The organism is Bacillus sp. XT-4 (genome assembly GCF_050864245.1).
Classification (GTDB): domain Bacteria; phylum Bacillota; class Bacilli; order Bacillales; family Bacillaceae; genus Bacillus; species Bacillus altitudinis.
The window spans coordinates 620,160-636,015 of the sequence record NZ_JBPAFI010000002.1 but is presented as its reverse complement, the minus strand read 5'-3'; the positions used below and the strand labels follow the sequence as shown (position 1 = coordinate 636,015).

Annotated in this window: 14 protein-coding genes and 1 other annotated feature; of the genes, 12 read left to right on the top strand and 2 right to left on the bottom strand. The window is 38.7% G+C overall.

Translation table 11 applies throughout. The features are described from left to right. Positions 1–4: 4 nt before the first annotated feature. Entirely contained in the window at positions 5–1,000 is a 996-nt protein-coding gene (gene trpS / locus ACRRMM_RS08550; protein ID WP_017367013.1) for a tryptophan--tRNA ligase, read from the bottom strand. Positions 1,001–1,053: 53 nt separating this feature from the next. Beyond that, positions 1,054–1,273, bottom strand: a binding site (T-box leader). Between the two features lie 482 nt (positions 1,274–1,755). On the opposite strand from trpS, the gene ACRRMM_RS08545 reads away from it, so the two are divergent. The 8 genes from ACRRMM_RS08545 to spxA all read left to right on the top strand — a co-directional run bounded on the left by ACRRMM_RS08545 (position 1,756) and on the right by spxA (position 9,085). Next, positions 1,756–3,393, top strand: coding sequence for a peptide ABC transporter substrate-binding protein (locus ACRRMM_RS08545; protein ID WP_148780238.1), 1,638 nt, complete (start codon positions 1,756–1,758; stop codon positions 3,391–3,393). 116 nt (positions 3,394–3,509) lie between these two features. Next, complete coding sequence (locus ACRRMM_RS08540; protein ID WP_007499022.1) at positions 3,510–4,454, top strand: ABC transporter permease; 945 nt, start codon at positions 3,510–3,512, stop codon at positions 4,452–4,454. Between the two features lie 3 nt (positions 4,455–4,457). Next, complete coding sequence (locus ACRRMM_RS08535) at positions 4,458–5,375, top strand: ABC transporter permease (RefSeq protein WP_017360167.1); 918 nt, start codon at positions 4,458–4,460, stop codon at positions 5,373–5,375. A 12-nt stretch (positions 5,376–5,387) separates the two neighbouring features. Beyond that, complete coding sequence (locus ACRRMM_RS08530) at positions 5,388–6,467, top strand: ABC transporter ATP-binding protein (RefSeq protein ID WP_007499018.1); 1,080 nt, start codon at positions 5,388–5,390, stop codon at positions 6,465–6,467. A 1-nt stretch (position 6,468) separates the two neighbouring features. Then, positions 6,469–7,386 carry an ABC transporter ATP-binding protein gene (locus tag ACRRMM_RS08525; protein WP_007499016.1) on the top strand — a complete coding sequence of 306 codons (918 nt, stop codon included), beginning with the start codon at positions 6,469–6,471 and terminating at the stop codon, positions 7,384–7,386. A gap of 105 nt (positions 7,387–7,491) precedes the next feature. After that, positions 7,492–7,779 (top strand): hypothetical protein, encoded by a 288-nt coding sequence (locus tag ACRRMM_RS08520; protein WP_057079700.1) that lies wholly within the window; start codon positions 7,492–7,494, stop codon positions 7,777–7,779. A gap of 138 nt (positions 7,780–7,917) precedes the next feature. Further along, entirely contained in the window at positions 7,918–8,496 is a 579-nt protein-coding gene (locus ACRRMM_RS08515) for a GNAT family N-acetyltransferase (RefSeq protein WP_249670282.1), read from the top strand. 193 nt (positions 8,497–8,689) lie between these two features. Next, positions 8,690–9,085, top strand: a complete 396-nt coding sequence (gene spxA / locus ACRRMM_RS08510; RefSeq protein ID WP_003211421.1) for a transcriptional regulator SpxA — start codon at positions 8,690–8,692, stop codon at positions 9,083–9,085. A 40-nt stretch (positions 9,086–9,125) separates the two neighbouring features. Here spxA and ACRRMM_RS08505 read toward each other — a convergent pair whose 3' ends face one another. Continuing rightward, positions 9,126–9,791 (bottom strand): TerC family protein, encoded by a 666-nt coding sequence (locus ACRRMM_RS08505; protein ID WP_007499010.1) that lies wholly within the window; start codon positions 9,789–9,791, stop codon positions 9,126–9,128. Between the two features lie 264 nt (positions 9,792–10,055). Here ACRRMM_RS08505 and mecA point away from each other — a divergent pair, with 264 nt between their 5' ends. The 4 genes from mecA to pepF all read left to right on the top strand — a co-directional run bounded on the left by mecA (position 10,056) and on the right by pepF (position 15,692). Beyond that, positions 10,056–10,721 carry an adaptor protein MecA gene (gene mecA / locus ACRRMM_RS08500; RefSeq protein WP_008348474.1) on the top strand — a complete coding sequence of 222 codons (666 nt, stop codon included), beginning with the start codon at positions 10,056–10,058 and terminating at the stop codon, positions 10,719–10,721. An 85-nt stretch (positions 10,722–10,806) separates the two neighbouring features. Further along, positions 10,807–12,327: a cardiolipin synthase gene (gene cls / locus ACRRMM_RS08495; protein ID WP_008348473.1), complete on the top strand. Its 1,521-nt coding sequence runs from the start codon at positions 10,807–10,809 to the stop codon at positions 12,325–12,327. 163 nt (positions 12,328–12,490) lie between these two features. After that, positions 12,491–13,651 (top strand): competence protein CoiA, encoded by a 1,161-nt coding sequence (locus ACRRMM_RS08490; RefSeq protein ID WP_428828876.1) that lies wholly within the window; start codon positions 12,491–12,493, stop codon positions 13,649–13,651. Between the two features lie 214 nt (positions 13,652–13,865). Beyond that, on the top strand, positions 13,866–15,692 hold the full coding sequence (pepF, locus tag ACRRMM_RS08485) for an oligoendopeptidase F (protein ID WP_282706805.1): 1,827 nt from the start codon (positions 13,866–13,868) through the stop codon (positions 15,690–15,692). Positions 15,693–15,856 lie beyond the last annotated feature (164 nt).

The following is a 15,856-nucleotide window of genomic DNA, read 5'->3' as shown; positions in this document are numbered from 1 at the left end:
TGTTTTATTTGCGTTTCCGGCCAAGACCCATCGCATTCTCCATTTTTTTCAGCATTTTGTTTGCCGTACGGTTCGCTTTTTCAGCACCCTCATCTAAAATGCGGTCAAGCTCTTCTGATTCAATGAGTTCATAATAGCGATCTTGAATCGGTTTTAATGCATCCACAACAACGTTCGCAAGATCTCCCTTAAATTCACCATAACCTTTGCCTTCGTATTTTTGTTCAAGCTCTGCAATCGATACGTTCCCTAATACAGAATAAATCGTCAGTAAGTTGGCAATTCCAGGTTTGTTTTCTTTGTCATATTTGACGATGCCTTCTGAATCAGTCACAGCACTTTTGATTTTCTTTTCAAGCTGTTTTGGCTCATCTAATAAGGTAATGAAAGATTTTTGGTTCGGATCAGATTTGCTCATCTTTTTCGTTGGGTCTGCTAAAGACATAATCCGAGCGCCTTCTTTTGGAATTTTGACTTCAGGTACAGTAAAGATGTCGTTATACTTTCGGTTAAAGCGTTCAGCAAGCGTTCTCGTTAATTCAAGATGCTGCTTTTGATCTTCTCCTACAGGAACTAAGTCCGTACCGTATAACAAAATATCGCCAGCCATTAATGGCGGATACGTTAATAGTCCTGAAACGACTGCTTCCTTACCAGCAGATTTGTCCTTAAATTGAGTCATTCTTTCTAATTCTCCAATATAAGCGACACATTGCAGCATCCATCCTGCCTGGGCGTGGGCAGGTACCTCTGATTGGATAAACAATGTTGCCTTCTCAGGATCAAGTCCCACTGCCAAATAAAGAGCGGCTAAACTTCTAATATTTTGTCGAAGGGCTAAACGATCCTGACTCACCGTAATGGCATGCTGATCGACCACACAAAAGTAGCCGTTGTAATCATGCTGAAGATCGACAAATTGCTTCATCGCTCCAATGTAGTTCCCCAATGTCACAGAACCGCTAGGCTGAATGCCTGAGAAAATCGTCTTTTTTGTCATACTAAAACCTCTTTTCTTCAATATAAAAAGGCCCACCCATCACTTTTCAACAGAAAAGGGACGAATGAACCGTGGTACCACCCTTGTTATTTCAAATCAGAAATCACTCAAGACGTTGATATCGGAGACTGCTCCGACTAAGCCTACTCACTCTATCAAGTGTTCGGTTAGCTGCTCCAAAGCCCATTCCATACATGCCATTATCTGCTTGCACCAACCGCAGACTCTCTGTTAATGGTGAATATATGTACTCTTCTTTTTCATCGCAACAGTATGTCTATCTATTATAAAGGATGACCATGAAAAAGTCACGAAGCCTATTTGTGACCTTCTCATCATGTCGTTTGACACTTAAAATTTTAGATAAAATAGTAACTATCTGTCAGAATTTTTTAAAAAAGGATGATTAATTATATGTATAAAACATTATTCCTGCTGAATTTGTTAAATTATTTTAATCAATTTACGCTTTAATTTGTTGAAGTGATTGAGACTTTAGTTTATAAAAATCAATCTTTATCCCCATTTACGTTTTTTAAAAATATGTGAAATTGATATTGCAATAAATTATTCTATTCATTATAATGAATTTGTTCACACGTTTGTGCTAGGCTCTTTACATAGTGAAAATTCAGAAAAAACAAAAGAAATAGAAAGTAAGCTATTCAGGGACTTTTTTACGCTATTTCTTAAATCTGAATCTCATCTTCTATCGAGACCTTTGAACTAAAAACATATTATAAGGGGGAATACAGTTGAAAAAGCGTTGGTCTGTTGTTACTTTAATGCTTATTTTCACACTTGTATTAAGCGCTTGTGGTTTCAGCGGAAACAAATCAGGCGACAGCACGAGCAGTTCTGGAGAGGCTAAAACAACATTAAATGTGAATATCTCCACTGAGCCTTTTTCTCTACATCCGGGATTGGCAAATGATTCAACTTCAGGAAGTGTCATCCGTCAGACTTTTGAGGGATTAACAAGAATTAACGCTGAAGGTAAGCCAGAAAACGCAATGGCTTCTGATATCAAAACAAGTGATGATGGTAAAACTTATACATTCACACTTCGTGATGCAAAATGGTCTAATGGTGACCCTGTCACAGCACAAGACTTCGAATATGCTTGGAAATGGGCATTAGATCCTAAAAATGAATCTCAATATGCTTACCAGCTTTATTATATTAAAGGTGCTGAAGCTGCTAACAAAGGGGAAGCAAAAGTTTCTGATGTTGGCATTAAAGCAAAAGACGACAAAACGCTTGTAGTTGAGCTAGAGAACCCAACACCGTTCTTTACTGAACTAACTGCATTCTATACGTATATGCCAATCAACAAAAAAGTGGCTGAAAAGAATAAAAACTGGTACACAAATGCTGGTGAAAACTACGTATCTAATGGACCATTCGTTCTTTCTAAATGGAAGCATGGCGGTTCTATCACACTTGAAAAGAACAATGAATACTGGGATAAAGACACTGTGAAATTGAAAAAGATTAACATGTCTATGATCAAAGATACAAACACTGAACTTAGCATGTTCAAAAAAGGCGAACTTGACTGGGCTGGTTCTCCAACTGGAAACCTTCCAACTGAGTCTTTAAAAACGTTGAAAAAAGATGGCGGTCTTAAAATCCAAACGATCGCTGGTATTTATAACTACAAATTCAACACAGAAGTAAAACCTTTAAACAATGCAAACATCCGTAAGGCCCTTGCATACTCTATCAACCGTCAAGCGATCGTTGACAAAATTACGCAAGGTGAACAAGTTCCAGCTATGGCAATCGTTCCACCAACAATGGAAGGATTCACTGATAACAAAACTGGTTACTTCAAAGATCACGATGTAGATACGGCTAAAAAACTTCTTGAAAAAGGTGCGAAAGAATTAGGTTATAAGTCTGTTTCTGATCTTCCAGCTTTGAAACTTTCTTACAACACTGATGAAGCTCATCAAAAGATTGCACAAGCAATTCAAGAAATGTGGAAAAAAGATTTAGGTGTGAACGTTGAACTTGATAACTCTGAGTGGAACGTATACATCGATAAAATCCACAGTGGAGACTACCAAATCGGACGTATGGGCTGGTTAGGAGACTTCAACGATCCAGTGAACTTCCTTGAGCTTTACAAAGATAAAGACGGTGGAAACAATGACACTGGATGGGAAAGCAAAGAATACAAACAATTATTGAATGATTCTGCAAAAGAAACAGACAAAACAAAGCGTGAAGAAATGCTGAAAAAAGCAGAAAAAATCATCATCGACGATATGCCTGTAGCGCCTATTTACTTCTACACTCAACTTTGGGTACAAGATCCAAAACTTAAAGGTGTGGTTGTATCTGGACTTGGTGATGTTCAATACAAATGGGCACATTTCGAAAAGTAAGAGTTATAGTGTAAGAGATCTACGGCAAGGATCTTAAGGTATATGGAGGATGTCTCTCCATATACCTTTCTTGCTGATTAGAGAAATTGTTGTAAAATCATGGAGGTGCAATTCCGTTGCTTAAATATATCGGTAAGCGATTAATATATATTTTAATCACACTGTTTGTTATTGTAACTGCAACTTTCTTTCTCATGCAGGCAGCACCTGGTGGTCCATTCTCTGGAGAGAAGAAACTTCCTGCTGAAATTGAAGCAAACCTAAACGAGCACTACGGGTTGGACAAACCCTTATTTGTTCAATACGTGAGCTACCTAGGTTCAGTTGCAAAATTAGATTTTGGTCCCTCATTTAAATATAAAGGACAAACTGTTAATGATTTAATCAGTTCTGGATTCCCCGTTTCCTTTACCCTCGGAATTGAGGCAATTCTCCTCGCATTAGCATTTGGTGTATTGTTTGGGGTCCTTGCAGCGCTCTATCATAACAAGTGGCAAGACTATACGATTGCCATTTTAACGATCTTTGGAATCTCAGTTCCAAGTTTCATCTTAGCGGCGCTATTACAATATGTATTTGCATCTGAGGCAAGCTTTTTAGCGATCTTCCCAGTTGCAGGATGGGAGTCTTGGGCAAGCACCGTACTACCTTCTATTGCACTTTCCTTCATGCCAATGGCATTTATCGCTAGACTTGCACGGTCAAGTATGCTTGAAGTATTAAATAGTGACTACATTAGAACGGCTAGAGCAAAAGGATTAACAAAATCAGCTGTGACGATCAAACACGCCATTCGAAACGCATTGTTACCTGTTATCACATACATGGGACCAATGGCTGCTTCAGTGTTAACAGGTAGTTTTGTCGTGGAGAAGATTTTTGGTATTCCTGGTCTTGGCTCTCACTTTGTTACAAGCATTACAAACCGTGACTACACCGTCATCATGGGTGTCACAGTCTTCTACAGTATTATTCTATTAGTCAGTATTCTAGTTGTTGACGTCCTCTACGGTATTATTGATCCTAGAATTAAACTGACGAAGGCGAAGAAAGGGGTCTAACACATGGAAGAGATGAGAAAAGATTTATTTGTGCCTGCGACAGCTGACGCAGCAGAATCTGAAAAAATTTCTAAACCTAGTCTATCTTTATGGAAGGATGCCATGCTTCGCTTCCGTGCAAATAAACTTGCAATGGTTGGACTTGCAATCATTTTCATTATTGTGATTCTGGCCATTTTCGTTCCAGTATTTTCGAAATATGATTATTCGACGACAGATTTGCTAAACGCAGATCAGCCGCCATCAAAAGAGCATTGGTTTGGTACAGATGATTTAGGCCGAGACATGTTTGTTCGTACATGGGTAGGGGCAAGAATTTCGATCTTCATCGGTCTTGCTGCAGCAGTTCTTGACGTGATCATCGGGATCATCTGGGGAAGTATTGCTGCGTTCAAAGGCGGCCGTACAGATGAAGTGATGATGCGTATCGCAGACGTTTTATGGGCAATTCCAACACTATTAATGGTTATTTTAATGATGGTTGTTCTGCCAAAAGGATTATTAACGATTATCCTTGCTATGACAGTCGTAGGCTGGATTAACATGGCACGTATCGTTCGAGGGCAAGTTTTACAATTGAAGAGCCAAGAATACGTTCTTGCAGCACAAACATTAGGTGCAAAAACATCTAGACTTTTATTTAAACACTTGATTCCAAACTCAATGGGACCAATTCTTGTCACAATGACATTAACGATTCCTTCTGCTATTTTCACAGAAGCATTCTTAAGCTATCTAGGGCTTGGTGTACCGGCTCCATTAGCTAGCTGGGGAACAATGGCTTCTGACGGAATTCCGGCCATGACGTATTATCCATGGAGATTATGGTTCCCAGCCGCATTTATCTGTATTACAATGTTTGGTTTTAACGTGGTTGGAGACGGACTAAGAGACGCTTTAGATCCGAAGTTGCGTAAATAAGGAGTGATTAGGATGGAACGTGAACGTATTCTAGAGGTGAAAGACCTTGCAATCTCATTTAAAACATATGGTGGAGAGGTTCAAGCCATTCGTGGTGTGAACTTCCACTTAAATAAAGGCGAGACACTTGCTATTGTAGGTGAATCTGGTTCTGGTAAAAGTGTAACATCACAGGCCATCATGAGATTAATCCCGATGCCGCCAGGTTATTTCAAGCGCGGAGAGATTTTATTTGATGGGCAGGATATTGTCAAGAAAACGGAAAAGCAAATGCAAACCATTCGAGGAAAAGACATTTCAATGATCTTCCAAGATCCGATGACTTCTTTGAACCCAACCATGAAGGTCGGGAAACAAATTACAGAAGTACTTTTCAAGCATGAACAAATCTCAAAAGAAGCGGCTGAAAAAAGAGCCATTGAACTTTTAGAGCTTGTTGGGATTCCAATGCCTGAAAAAAGAATCAAACAATATCCACATGAATTTAGTGGCGGGATGAGACAAAGGGTTGTCATCGCGATGGCACTTGCAGCCGATCCAAAGCTATTGATTGCTGATGAGCCAACGACTGCACTTGATGTAACCATTCAGGCGCAAATCTTAGAATTAATGAAAGAAATTCAGCAAAAAGTCGAAACATCTATTATCTTTATTACCCATGATCTAGGTGTTGTGGCCAATGTTGCTGATCGTGTAGCCGTTATGTATGCTGGACAGATCGTGGAGACAGGGACTGTTGATGAAATTTTCTACAATCCGAAACATCCATATACATGGGGACTTTTAGCATCTATGCCAAGCCTAGACACAGATGGAGGAGCTGAAGGGAAACTAACGGCGATTCCAGGAACACCACCAGATTTAACAAACCCGCCGAAAGGAGATGCATTTGCACTCCGGAGCGATTATGCAATGAAAATTGACTTTGAACAAGAACCACCAATGTTCAAAGTATCAGATACGCATTATGTGAAATCATGGCTACTTCATCCGAATGCCCCTAAAGTTGAACCGCCTGCTTCCGTAAAGGCGAGAATGCGTGAACTAGAAGGTAGCTACGAAAAACCTGTATTAGTAAAAGAGGGTGAATAGCATGGCAGAAAAACTGTTAGAAATTAAAAATTTAAAGCAGCATTTCCATACAGCAAGAGGGACTGTAAAAGCAGTTGATGGTGTCTCATTTGATATTTATAAAGGTGAAACACTTGGACTTGTAGGTGAATCTGGATGTGGAAAGTCGACAACCGGCCGTTCGATCATTAGACTTTATGATGCGACAGATGGCGAAGTTCTCTATAAAGGAGAAAGCGTACACGGAAAGAAATCAAGACAAAAAATGCTTGAATTTAACCGTCAAATGCAGATGATTTTCCAAGACCCATATGCTTCACTTAACCCTAGAATGACAGTTCTTGATATCATTGCAGAAGGTATTGACATTCATGGTCTTGCGAAAACAAAGCAAGCACGTAAAGAGCGTGTGTATCAATTGCTTGAAACGGTTGGTTTGAATAAAGAGCATGCGAATAGATACCCGCATGAATTTTCAGGCGGTCAAAGGCAGCGTATTGGGATTGCTCGTGCGTTAGCTGTTGAGCCGGATTTCATCATTGCCGATGAGCCAATCTCTGCACTAGATGTGTCGATCCAAGCGCAGGTCGTCAACTTAATGAAAGAACTGCAAGAAGAAAAGGGCTTAACGTATTTATTCATTGCCCATGACCTTTCCATGGTGAAATATATCAGCGATCGTATCGGTGTGATGTATTTTGGGAAATTGGTTGAGCTGGCACCAGCGAATGAATTATATGAAAACCCGCTTCATCCATATACAAAATCATTACTATCTGCGATTCCGCTTCCAGATCCTGATTATGAGCGTAACCGCAAACGGATTAAATACGATCCATCTGTTCATAAAGGAACAAATACGGAATTTCGTGAAGTTAAGCCAGGTCACTTTGTCAGCTGTACTGAGGAAGAATTCAAAGAGATCAAAGCAAAACAATAAGAACAGAGAAGAAGCACTGCGATATCAGTGCTTCTTTTTTTATTTTACAAAAAAACAAGTTGATGGTAATTTTTATGTAAAATGAGTAAGCTAGGAGGAAATCAAATGTTGTTATGGAAGATGTTTCGCTATTCATGTCTTCACTTTTTTATCGTCACGATGCTTTTTTCAATATCTTTTTTAACGGAACCAAACGGAGGAAAGTGGATGATCGCATTTTTAGTGTTCATTTGCATCATTTCGTTTTCGGTTGAATTTGCTGTGTATCGGCGCACGAATAAACAGAAGGAAGAAGTCCGGCGTATGAAGTACCTTTATTTCATCATGTTTCAGGTCGCAATGACACTTCTTTTGTTTGCTTGCTTTCAAATGCTCATGAATCGTTCGATATAAAACTTTTTTTGCTTTCTCTTGAAAAAAAGTGAAACCACCAATGGCTTTGCTGCGTCTTACTAGTACAGGCGTTTAAATAGCAAGAAATCGGGAATAGATAAGGAAGTGGTTCTTAACTACATCATAAGGAGCGGATCCATGAATTGGTATGAAAAGCTCAGTGAATACTTCCCGATAGAAGAAATGAAGTCAAAAGAGCATATGGAAGCTTTATTAAAGGAAAGAAGTGATATTTATCATAAAGAAGAAGGGCCTCATCATGTGATGATGTACGCTGAATTTGATTCTTTCATCTTTATTGATTATTTATTTGTTTCCAAGGATGCAAGAGGTGAAGGCCTCGGCTCAAAGCTCATTCATAAGCTGAAGGAAAAAAGAAAACCGATCTTGCTTGAGGTCGAGCCTGTAGATGAAGATGATGCAGATACTGCAAAACGCCTAAAGTTTTATCAGAGAGAGCACTTCAAGCATGCTGAATCAATTGGTTATAAACGCAGGTCACTTGCAACGAATGAAGTGAACCGCATGGAAATTCTTTATTGGTCGCCTCGTACAGATAATGAGGAAGAAATGATGGAGGCCATGAGAAAGACGTACGAAAGAATCCATACGTATAAAGACGAAGAATGGTATGGACAATCGTATGAGGATGTTGATGATGTGCTGAAGCTCGTTAAAAATAGAAAACAAAAAAATATTTTCGATCATCTCGACTAAATGAGAATGTTCAGACTTCAAACATCAGCACAAAAAGAATGAAATTGTCTAGTTTTTGTCACAAAAATTGCAAGAAAATCTGTTCACACTTACTTTTTTATAGTATAATCACTATAAAGATTACTTATTTAGAACAATTTTAATTTAAGAATACAGATCAATATTCATTCTACAAATTGAGGAGTGAAGATTTATGGTAACATTATACACATCACCAAGCTGTACATCATGTAGAAAAGCAAGAGCGTGGTTAGAAGAGCACAATATTCCATACCAAGAGAGAAATATCTTTTCAGAGCCTCTTTCAATCGATGAAATCAAAGAGATTCTTCGTATGACGGAAGATGGTACAGATGAAATTATCTCAACACGTTCTAAAGTATTCCAAAAACTAAATGTAAATGTTGAGACAATGCCGCTTCAACAATTGTATAAACTAATCAATGAGCACCCTGGTCTTCTAAGACGTCCAATTATTTTGGATGAAAAAAGACTGCAAGTTGGGTACAACGAAGATGAAATTAGACGTTTCCTTCCTAGAACGGTTCGTACATTCCAACTTCGAGAAGCTCAGCGACTTGCTAACTAATAGAGAACACGAAAAGCTGCCGATCATTTGGCAGCTTTTTTTATTTATTTTCAGCCGTTTGTTCGTAAAAGAGACTGGCTAAAATAACGGTTGCGACGGTTAAAAAGGGAAGCAACAATTCAAGTGTTGTATGCTGCGCCATAAATTCATTCAGTTTTACATCACGGACAATCATTTCTCCGCCAGTAAAAGCTAAAAGGGCACTCCCTCCGTATAAAAGAATCGGAAACTTGGTTAGTGCTGCATGAATCAGCTTACTCCCCCAAATAATAATCGGGACTGAAATCATTAAGCCAAAGGCAGTGAGCACCATGTTCCCTTTAGCTGCCCCTGCAACAGCGATCACATTATCAAGTGACATAAAAAGATCTGCAATCACGATGGTCTGAACAGCACGCCAAAGGGAGCCGCTGCTTTTAATCCGAATGGATTCTTTCTTTTGTTCAATTAACAAATTGTATCCTATATAAAGGAGAAAGAGACCGCCGATAAATTGCAAATAGGGGATGGTCAATAAATAAACGGCAGCACCAGTCATGGTGATTCTCATCAGCACTGCCAAAAGTGTGCCGATCCATATGGCTTTGTTTCGTTTTTCATTTGATAAGCTTCGACTGGCCATCGCAATGATTAATGCATTATCTCCGCCTAATATGAGGTCTATGCCAATAATCATCAGTAAGGATACGATCCACTCTGTTTCCATCCAGTTCACCTCATTTCACTAAAATAGCTCGTACAACCAATATATGAAGACAATTCAAATATATGTTTCTGCAAGTTTTCTCTGCAAAAAATGCGTTTTTATTTCTTTTATTCATGTTTTATCATAAAATAGACAGTACACAGCAATACCTCATTTCTTTAAATGGTTAACATGTAGACGGAACGGGTAAAGTGTAGTAAAGTACTATTAATTGGGAGCTTGTATGTCCCTTCAACATCTTATATAGAAGGGAAGGTTGGCAAAATGGAAATCGAAAGAATAAATGAACATACAGTCAAATTTTATATTTCCTACGGTGATATTGAAGATCGCGGTTTTGACCGTGAAGAGATTTGGTATAATCGTGAGCGCAGTGAAGAGCTGTTCTGGGAAGTGATGGACGAAGTGCACGAAGAAGAAGAATTTGCAGTAGAGGGACCACTTTGGATTCAAGTACAGGCACTTGATAAAGGTCTTGAAATTGTCGTGACAAAAGCCCAACTTTCTAAAGATGGACAAAAGCTCGAATTGCCGATTCCAGAAGATAAAAAAGATCAAACAGATGAAGAAAGTTTAGATGCTCTGCTTGATGATTTTCATAAAGAAGAGCAAGATCAAGAAGATCATAATGAGAAGGACAAAAAACTTCAACTTCAGTTCGTATTAAAAATGGATGACTTTGAAGATTTGATTGCACTTTCTCAATTAAATATGCAGGATTTTACGACAAGTTTATATTCGTTTGAAAACCGTTATTATCTATATGTTGACTTCCACGAGGATTTGTCAGATGAGCAGGTGGAGAATAAGCTTAGTATTCTGCTTGAATATGCTCATGAATCAGTGGTCAGCATCTACAGACTGCAAGAATACGGTCAGCTGATTGTCAAAGAGAATGCGCTTGAAACGATTCAACAGCACTTCTCGTAACAACCAAAAGTCGATTTCTATAGAGGAATCGACTTTTTTATCTGAATGAAAAAGTAAATAAAGTGATCGGCAAGGAGAAAATGAAATGAGAAATGTAGTCAAAGTTCTATTTTTTCTTATCATTACGATAGGTGCTTATTTGATTATCCAAATTTTTGCCGGTGATCTAGCGGTAAGTGTATTAAGTTCCGTCAGTGTTCTATTCACTTTATCGATTATCTTCATCGGGTTTGTCATTTTCTTAGAAAACAGAAACCCCTCTCAAACGATTACGTGGCTTGTGCTGCTTGGGAGCTTTCCGCTTTTCGGGTTTTTGTTTTATATTTTCTTTGGACGCAATATTAAAAAGCGCAGACTTTTTGAAAAGAAAGCGGTACTAGACGAACAGCTTGTCCAGGAAGATGAACGTATCCACAGAGAAGCGATTGAAAAAATGACTCATATGGGTGACCATCAGCAGCTCTTATTTAAACTGGCCCACAGACTTGGACATACCCCTATTACGTATCGCACATCCTCTAAAGTTCTGACCAATGGAGAAGAAACGTTCTCTCATATTTTTGAAGAGATCAAAAAAGCAACACATCACATTCATCTAGAATATTATATTCTCCGTCATGATGATCTGGGACAAGAATTAAAGGACATTTTAATCGAGAAAGCAAAAAGTGGTGTGATTGTCCGCTTTTTATATGATGATGTAGGCAGCCTAAAACTCTCCCGTCAATATATTGCTGACTTAGAAAAGGCTGGCGTGCAGATCGTTCCGTTTTTACCAGTGAGACTGCCCTTATTAAATAATAAAATCAATTTCCGAAATCACCGGAAAATCGTGGTGATTGATGGAGAAGTAGGATTTGTCGGCGGGCTAAACATTGGGGACGAATATATGGGTAGAAGCAGACAATATGGATTTTGGCGTGATACGCACCTGATGATTAAAGGTGAGGCCGTTCGTGATTTGCAGCAGATTTTTATGCAGGATTGGTATTACATGACCAATGAAAGATGCTCGGGTGTGGATTATTTTAAAGATTTCAGTCATATGGAGAGTCGAGCAGAAGGCGTACAAATGATTGCTGGTGGTCCTGATAAACAGTGGGAAGTCATTAAAAATCTCTTTTTCTCAATGATTATCTCCGCCAAAAAATCAATTTGGATTGCTTCACCTTATTTTGTACCTGATGATGATATTTTGTCCGCACTGAAAATTGCAGCTTTGAGCGGAGTCGATGTGCGAATCATTGCGCCGAAAAATCCAGATAAACGCATCGTATTTCATGCGTCCCGTTCATACTTCCCCGAACTTTTAGAAGCAGGTGCGAAGGTATATGAATATGATCAAGGCTTTATGCATAGTAAGTTTATCATTGTGGATAGTGAGCTAGCATCAATTGGTACAGCAAATATGGATATGAGAAGTTTTCATCTGAACTTTGAAGTGAATGCTTTCCTCTATAAAACAAAAAGTACAGAGAAGCTGGTCAACGACTTCTTAGGTGATTTAGAGCAGTCGCATGAAATTGTTCCAGAAGAATTTGCGAAGAGACCTTTGAGGGTGAGGCTGTTTGAATCAACAGCAAGATTGTTATCACCACTTTTATAAAAATTGTATTTTCCCCCCTTTTCTAAAAGGGGGATTTTTTATTTTACTAAGGGAAAGTAGGTTGAAATCGTGTTTTGATACGATAAAAGTTCATTTTCGATATTCGCTTTCTTGTGAGAGAAAAAGCTATAATACGGTCATCAAAGAGCAAGGGGCGAAATATATGAATGCAGCGATCATGGAGAATGGCAAACTGATTCGCATCACACAACATCTGACTAAAAGGCGGCTAGAGCATGTAAGAGCTACGTGCAAATTTTACTGTCCTGAATGTAGGCAGGAGGTTCTATTAAAGCTAGGTGAGCATCGTGTCCATCATTTTGCACATAAACAGCTCTCGGCATGTCCATTAGCGTCCACCGGTGAAACAGCTTATCATCAGGCAGGGAAAATGGCTCTTAAGGATTGGCTCACGCAGCTTGGATATGAGCCGTTACTAGAGAAGTATGTTTCAAACATTCAGCAGCGCCCTGATGTGACCGTTGCTATAGAAAATAAAAGCTATGCCATCGAATTTCAATGTGCAAATATTTCGTGGAAAGAGCTACATAAACGAACGGAAGGTCTCCGTGCTGCGGGGCTCTATCCTATATGGATCATAGGGGCGAATCGTTTAAAGCGAATGGGTGGCCAGCTCTTTTCATTCTCCTCCATTCATTGGGGAATTTTAAGGCAGTCAAAGAATAGGAGACTCATTTTTTATTGTCCGATCCAAAATAGATTCATCCACCTGGATCAACTTCTCGTGTTTCAGCCAACGAAAATATGTGCCTCAATGACCGTTAGACCGCCTTCAGCTTATCGCCAACTACCAGCACTCTTATCTGTTTCCTCGAGCAATCATCAATTGTATAAAGAGTGGCTCAAGTGTATTCGGCAATTTAGGGAGCGGCCACCCCGCATTTTAGCAAATGAAAGCAAGCGTTTAAGAACCATTTTTTATGAGCATCATCAAACAGCATGGCCATTTCTACCGACAGAATTATTTATCCCCCTGACAGAAGCATATATCTTTTCAAGCCCTGTTTATGTGTGGCAAGGATGTCTTTATGATTGGATGGTTAGAAAGGAAAAAGAACAAGTGACCATTCATCTTCTTTTAAAAGAAATTGAGCGATGTGTCCAGCATAAAGAAGTGAAGCTCCGATATGCCAATGTCACAATAGAAGAAATCAAAGAGGTGATCATTTCATATGTACGGGCGCTTGTGAAACTAGGGTTTTTATACATGACGAAAGAGGGTAATTATCAAGTAACGTCGAATCAAAAGCCTATACGAACAGCAGATGAAGCGATAAAACGAGATACTTTCTTATTTCATTAGCATGTTTCATGCCCACTTTGATCATGATAAGAAAAAGGTGGTGCTGCTATTGAATAGAAAGAAACGCTTTTTTCTCATTTTTTTAGTTTGTTTGGTATTTATTTCTGCATATGATTTGACAAACATAGTTCAAAACAAAGAAGATAAATACAACACCAATTTCTTTCACTTTCCGAAAGGTTGGTTCAACACAACTCATGCAAGGGGGATTCATATGACTTCACAAAATAACAACAATCATTTACCAGACAGAAGCGAAGTAAAAGAAGAAAACAAATGGCGCCTTGAAGATATTTTTGAAAGTGTCGATTCTTGGAATAAGGAATTCGAAGCTGTAAAAAAAGAAATTCCGAAGCTCGCCCAATTTAAAGGCAAGCTGGCCCATTCTGCTGATGTCTTGTATGAAGCCCTAACATTTCAGGATCAACTTTCTGAAAAGCTTGGCAAGCTTTATACATATGCGCACATGAAATATGATGAAGATACAACAAATTCATCATTTCAGGCTTTAAATGATAAAGCATCCAATTTATTTACACAGTTGTCTAGTACATCTGCCTATATTGTTCCGGAAATTTTATCTATTCAAGAAGATAAGCTGCAGCAATTTATTTTGGAAAAAGAAGAATTAAAACTTTATTCTCACGCTCTCGAAGAAATTAACAAAGAGCGTCCGCATATTTTAAGTGAGGAGCAAGAAGCTTTATTAGCTGAAGCCTCTGAACCTTTATCAACATCATCCACTACGTTTAGTATGTTTAATAATGCAGATATTTCGTTCCCTTCTGTTAAGGATGAAAATGGAGAAGAAAAGAAAATTACTCATGGCAACTTCATTACTTTTTTAAACAGTGATGATCGTGAAGTGAGAAAGAATGCTTTTAAAGCCGTTTATAAAACGTATGATCAATATAAGAATACTTTGGCGTCTACACTCAGCGGCTCGATTAAAAAGGATAATTTTTATGCGAAAGTACGTCATTACAAATCTGCAAGAGAAGCAGCGTTATCACGCAACAGTATTCCTGAAGAAGTGTATGACAATCTAATTGATACAGTTCATCAATATTTACCGTTATTACACCGCTACATTGAATTGCGTAAAAAGGTATTAAAGCTTGATGAGGTGCACAATTATGACTTGTATACACCATTAGTAAAAGATGCTGGCATGAAGCTGACCTATGATGAAGCAAAGGATTATATGTTGAAAGGGTTAGCGCCATTAGGAGAAGAATATGTTTCGGTATTAAAAGAGGGACTCGAAAATCGCTGGGTAGACGTTTATGAGAATAAAGGGAAACGAAGCGGCGCGTATTCTTCTGGAAGCTATGGTACGAATCCTTATATCTTAATGAACTGGCAAAATAATATTGATAATTTATTTACGCTGGCTCATGAATTTGGTCACTCTGTTCATAGCTACTATACAAGAAAGCATCAGCCATATCCGTACGGAAACTACAGCATTTTCGTAGCGGAAGTAGCTTCTACAACAAATGAAGCATTACTAGGTGAATACTTACTCAATCATTTAGAGGACAAAAAGCAGCGCTTGTATGTGCTCAATCACTTGTTAGAAGGATTTAGAGGGACGGTATTCAGACAAACGATGTTTGCAGAGTTCGAGCACCTGATTCATGTGAAAGCGCAAGAAGGGGAGGCATTAACGCCAGAGTTTATGACGAACCTGTATTACGACCTGAATAAGAAGTATTTTGGCGACGGTATGGTTGTGGATAAGGAAATTGGATTAGAATGGACCCGAATTCCGCATTTCTATTACAACTATTATGTGTATCAATATGCGACAGGCTATAGTGCGGCTCAGGCATTAAGTAAACAAATTTTAGAAGAAGGGAAACCTGCAGTGGAGCGCTATACAGACTTCCTTAAAGCAGGAAGCTCTGACTATCCAATTAACGTGCTGAAAAAAGCTGGTGTAGATATGGCATCAAAAGAACCAATTGAGGCAGCATGTCAATTGTTTGAAGAAAAATTAAAGGAAATGGAAGAGCTCATCTCAAAGACTGGTGAGTAACGAGAAGACTTCTGTCAGATGTGTGAGTGCAAACTCACCTTTTGGCAGGAGTTTTTTCTTGAAATAAAAAAGACCAGATTGTTGACAAAGGGCTAAAATGAACTTGATTTTAGCCCTTTGACTTCTTTTTAGCGTGATAAAAAACCTTTGCACGCAGGACTGAC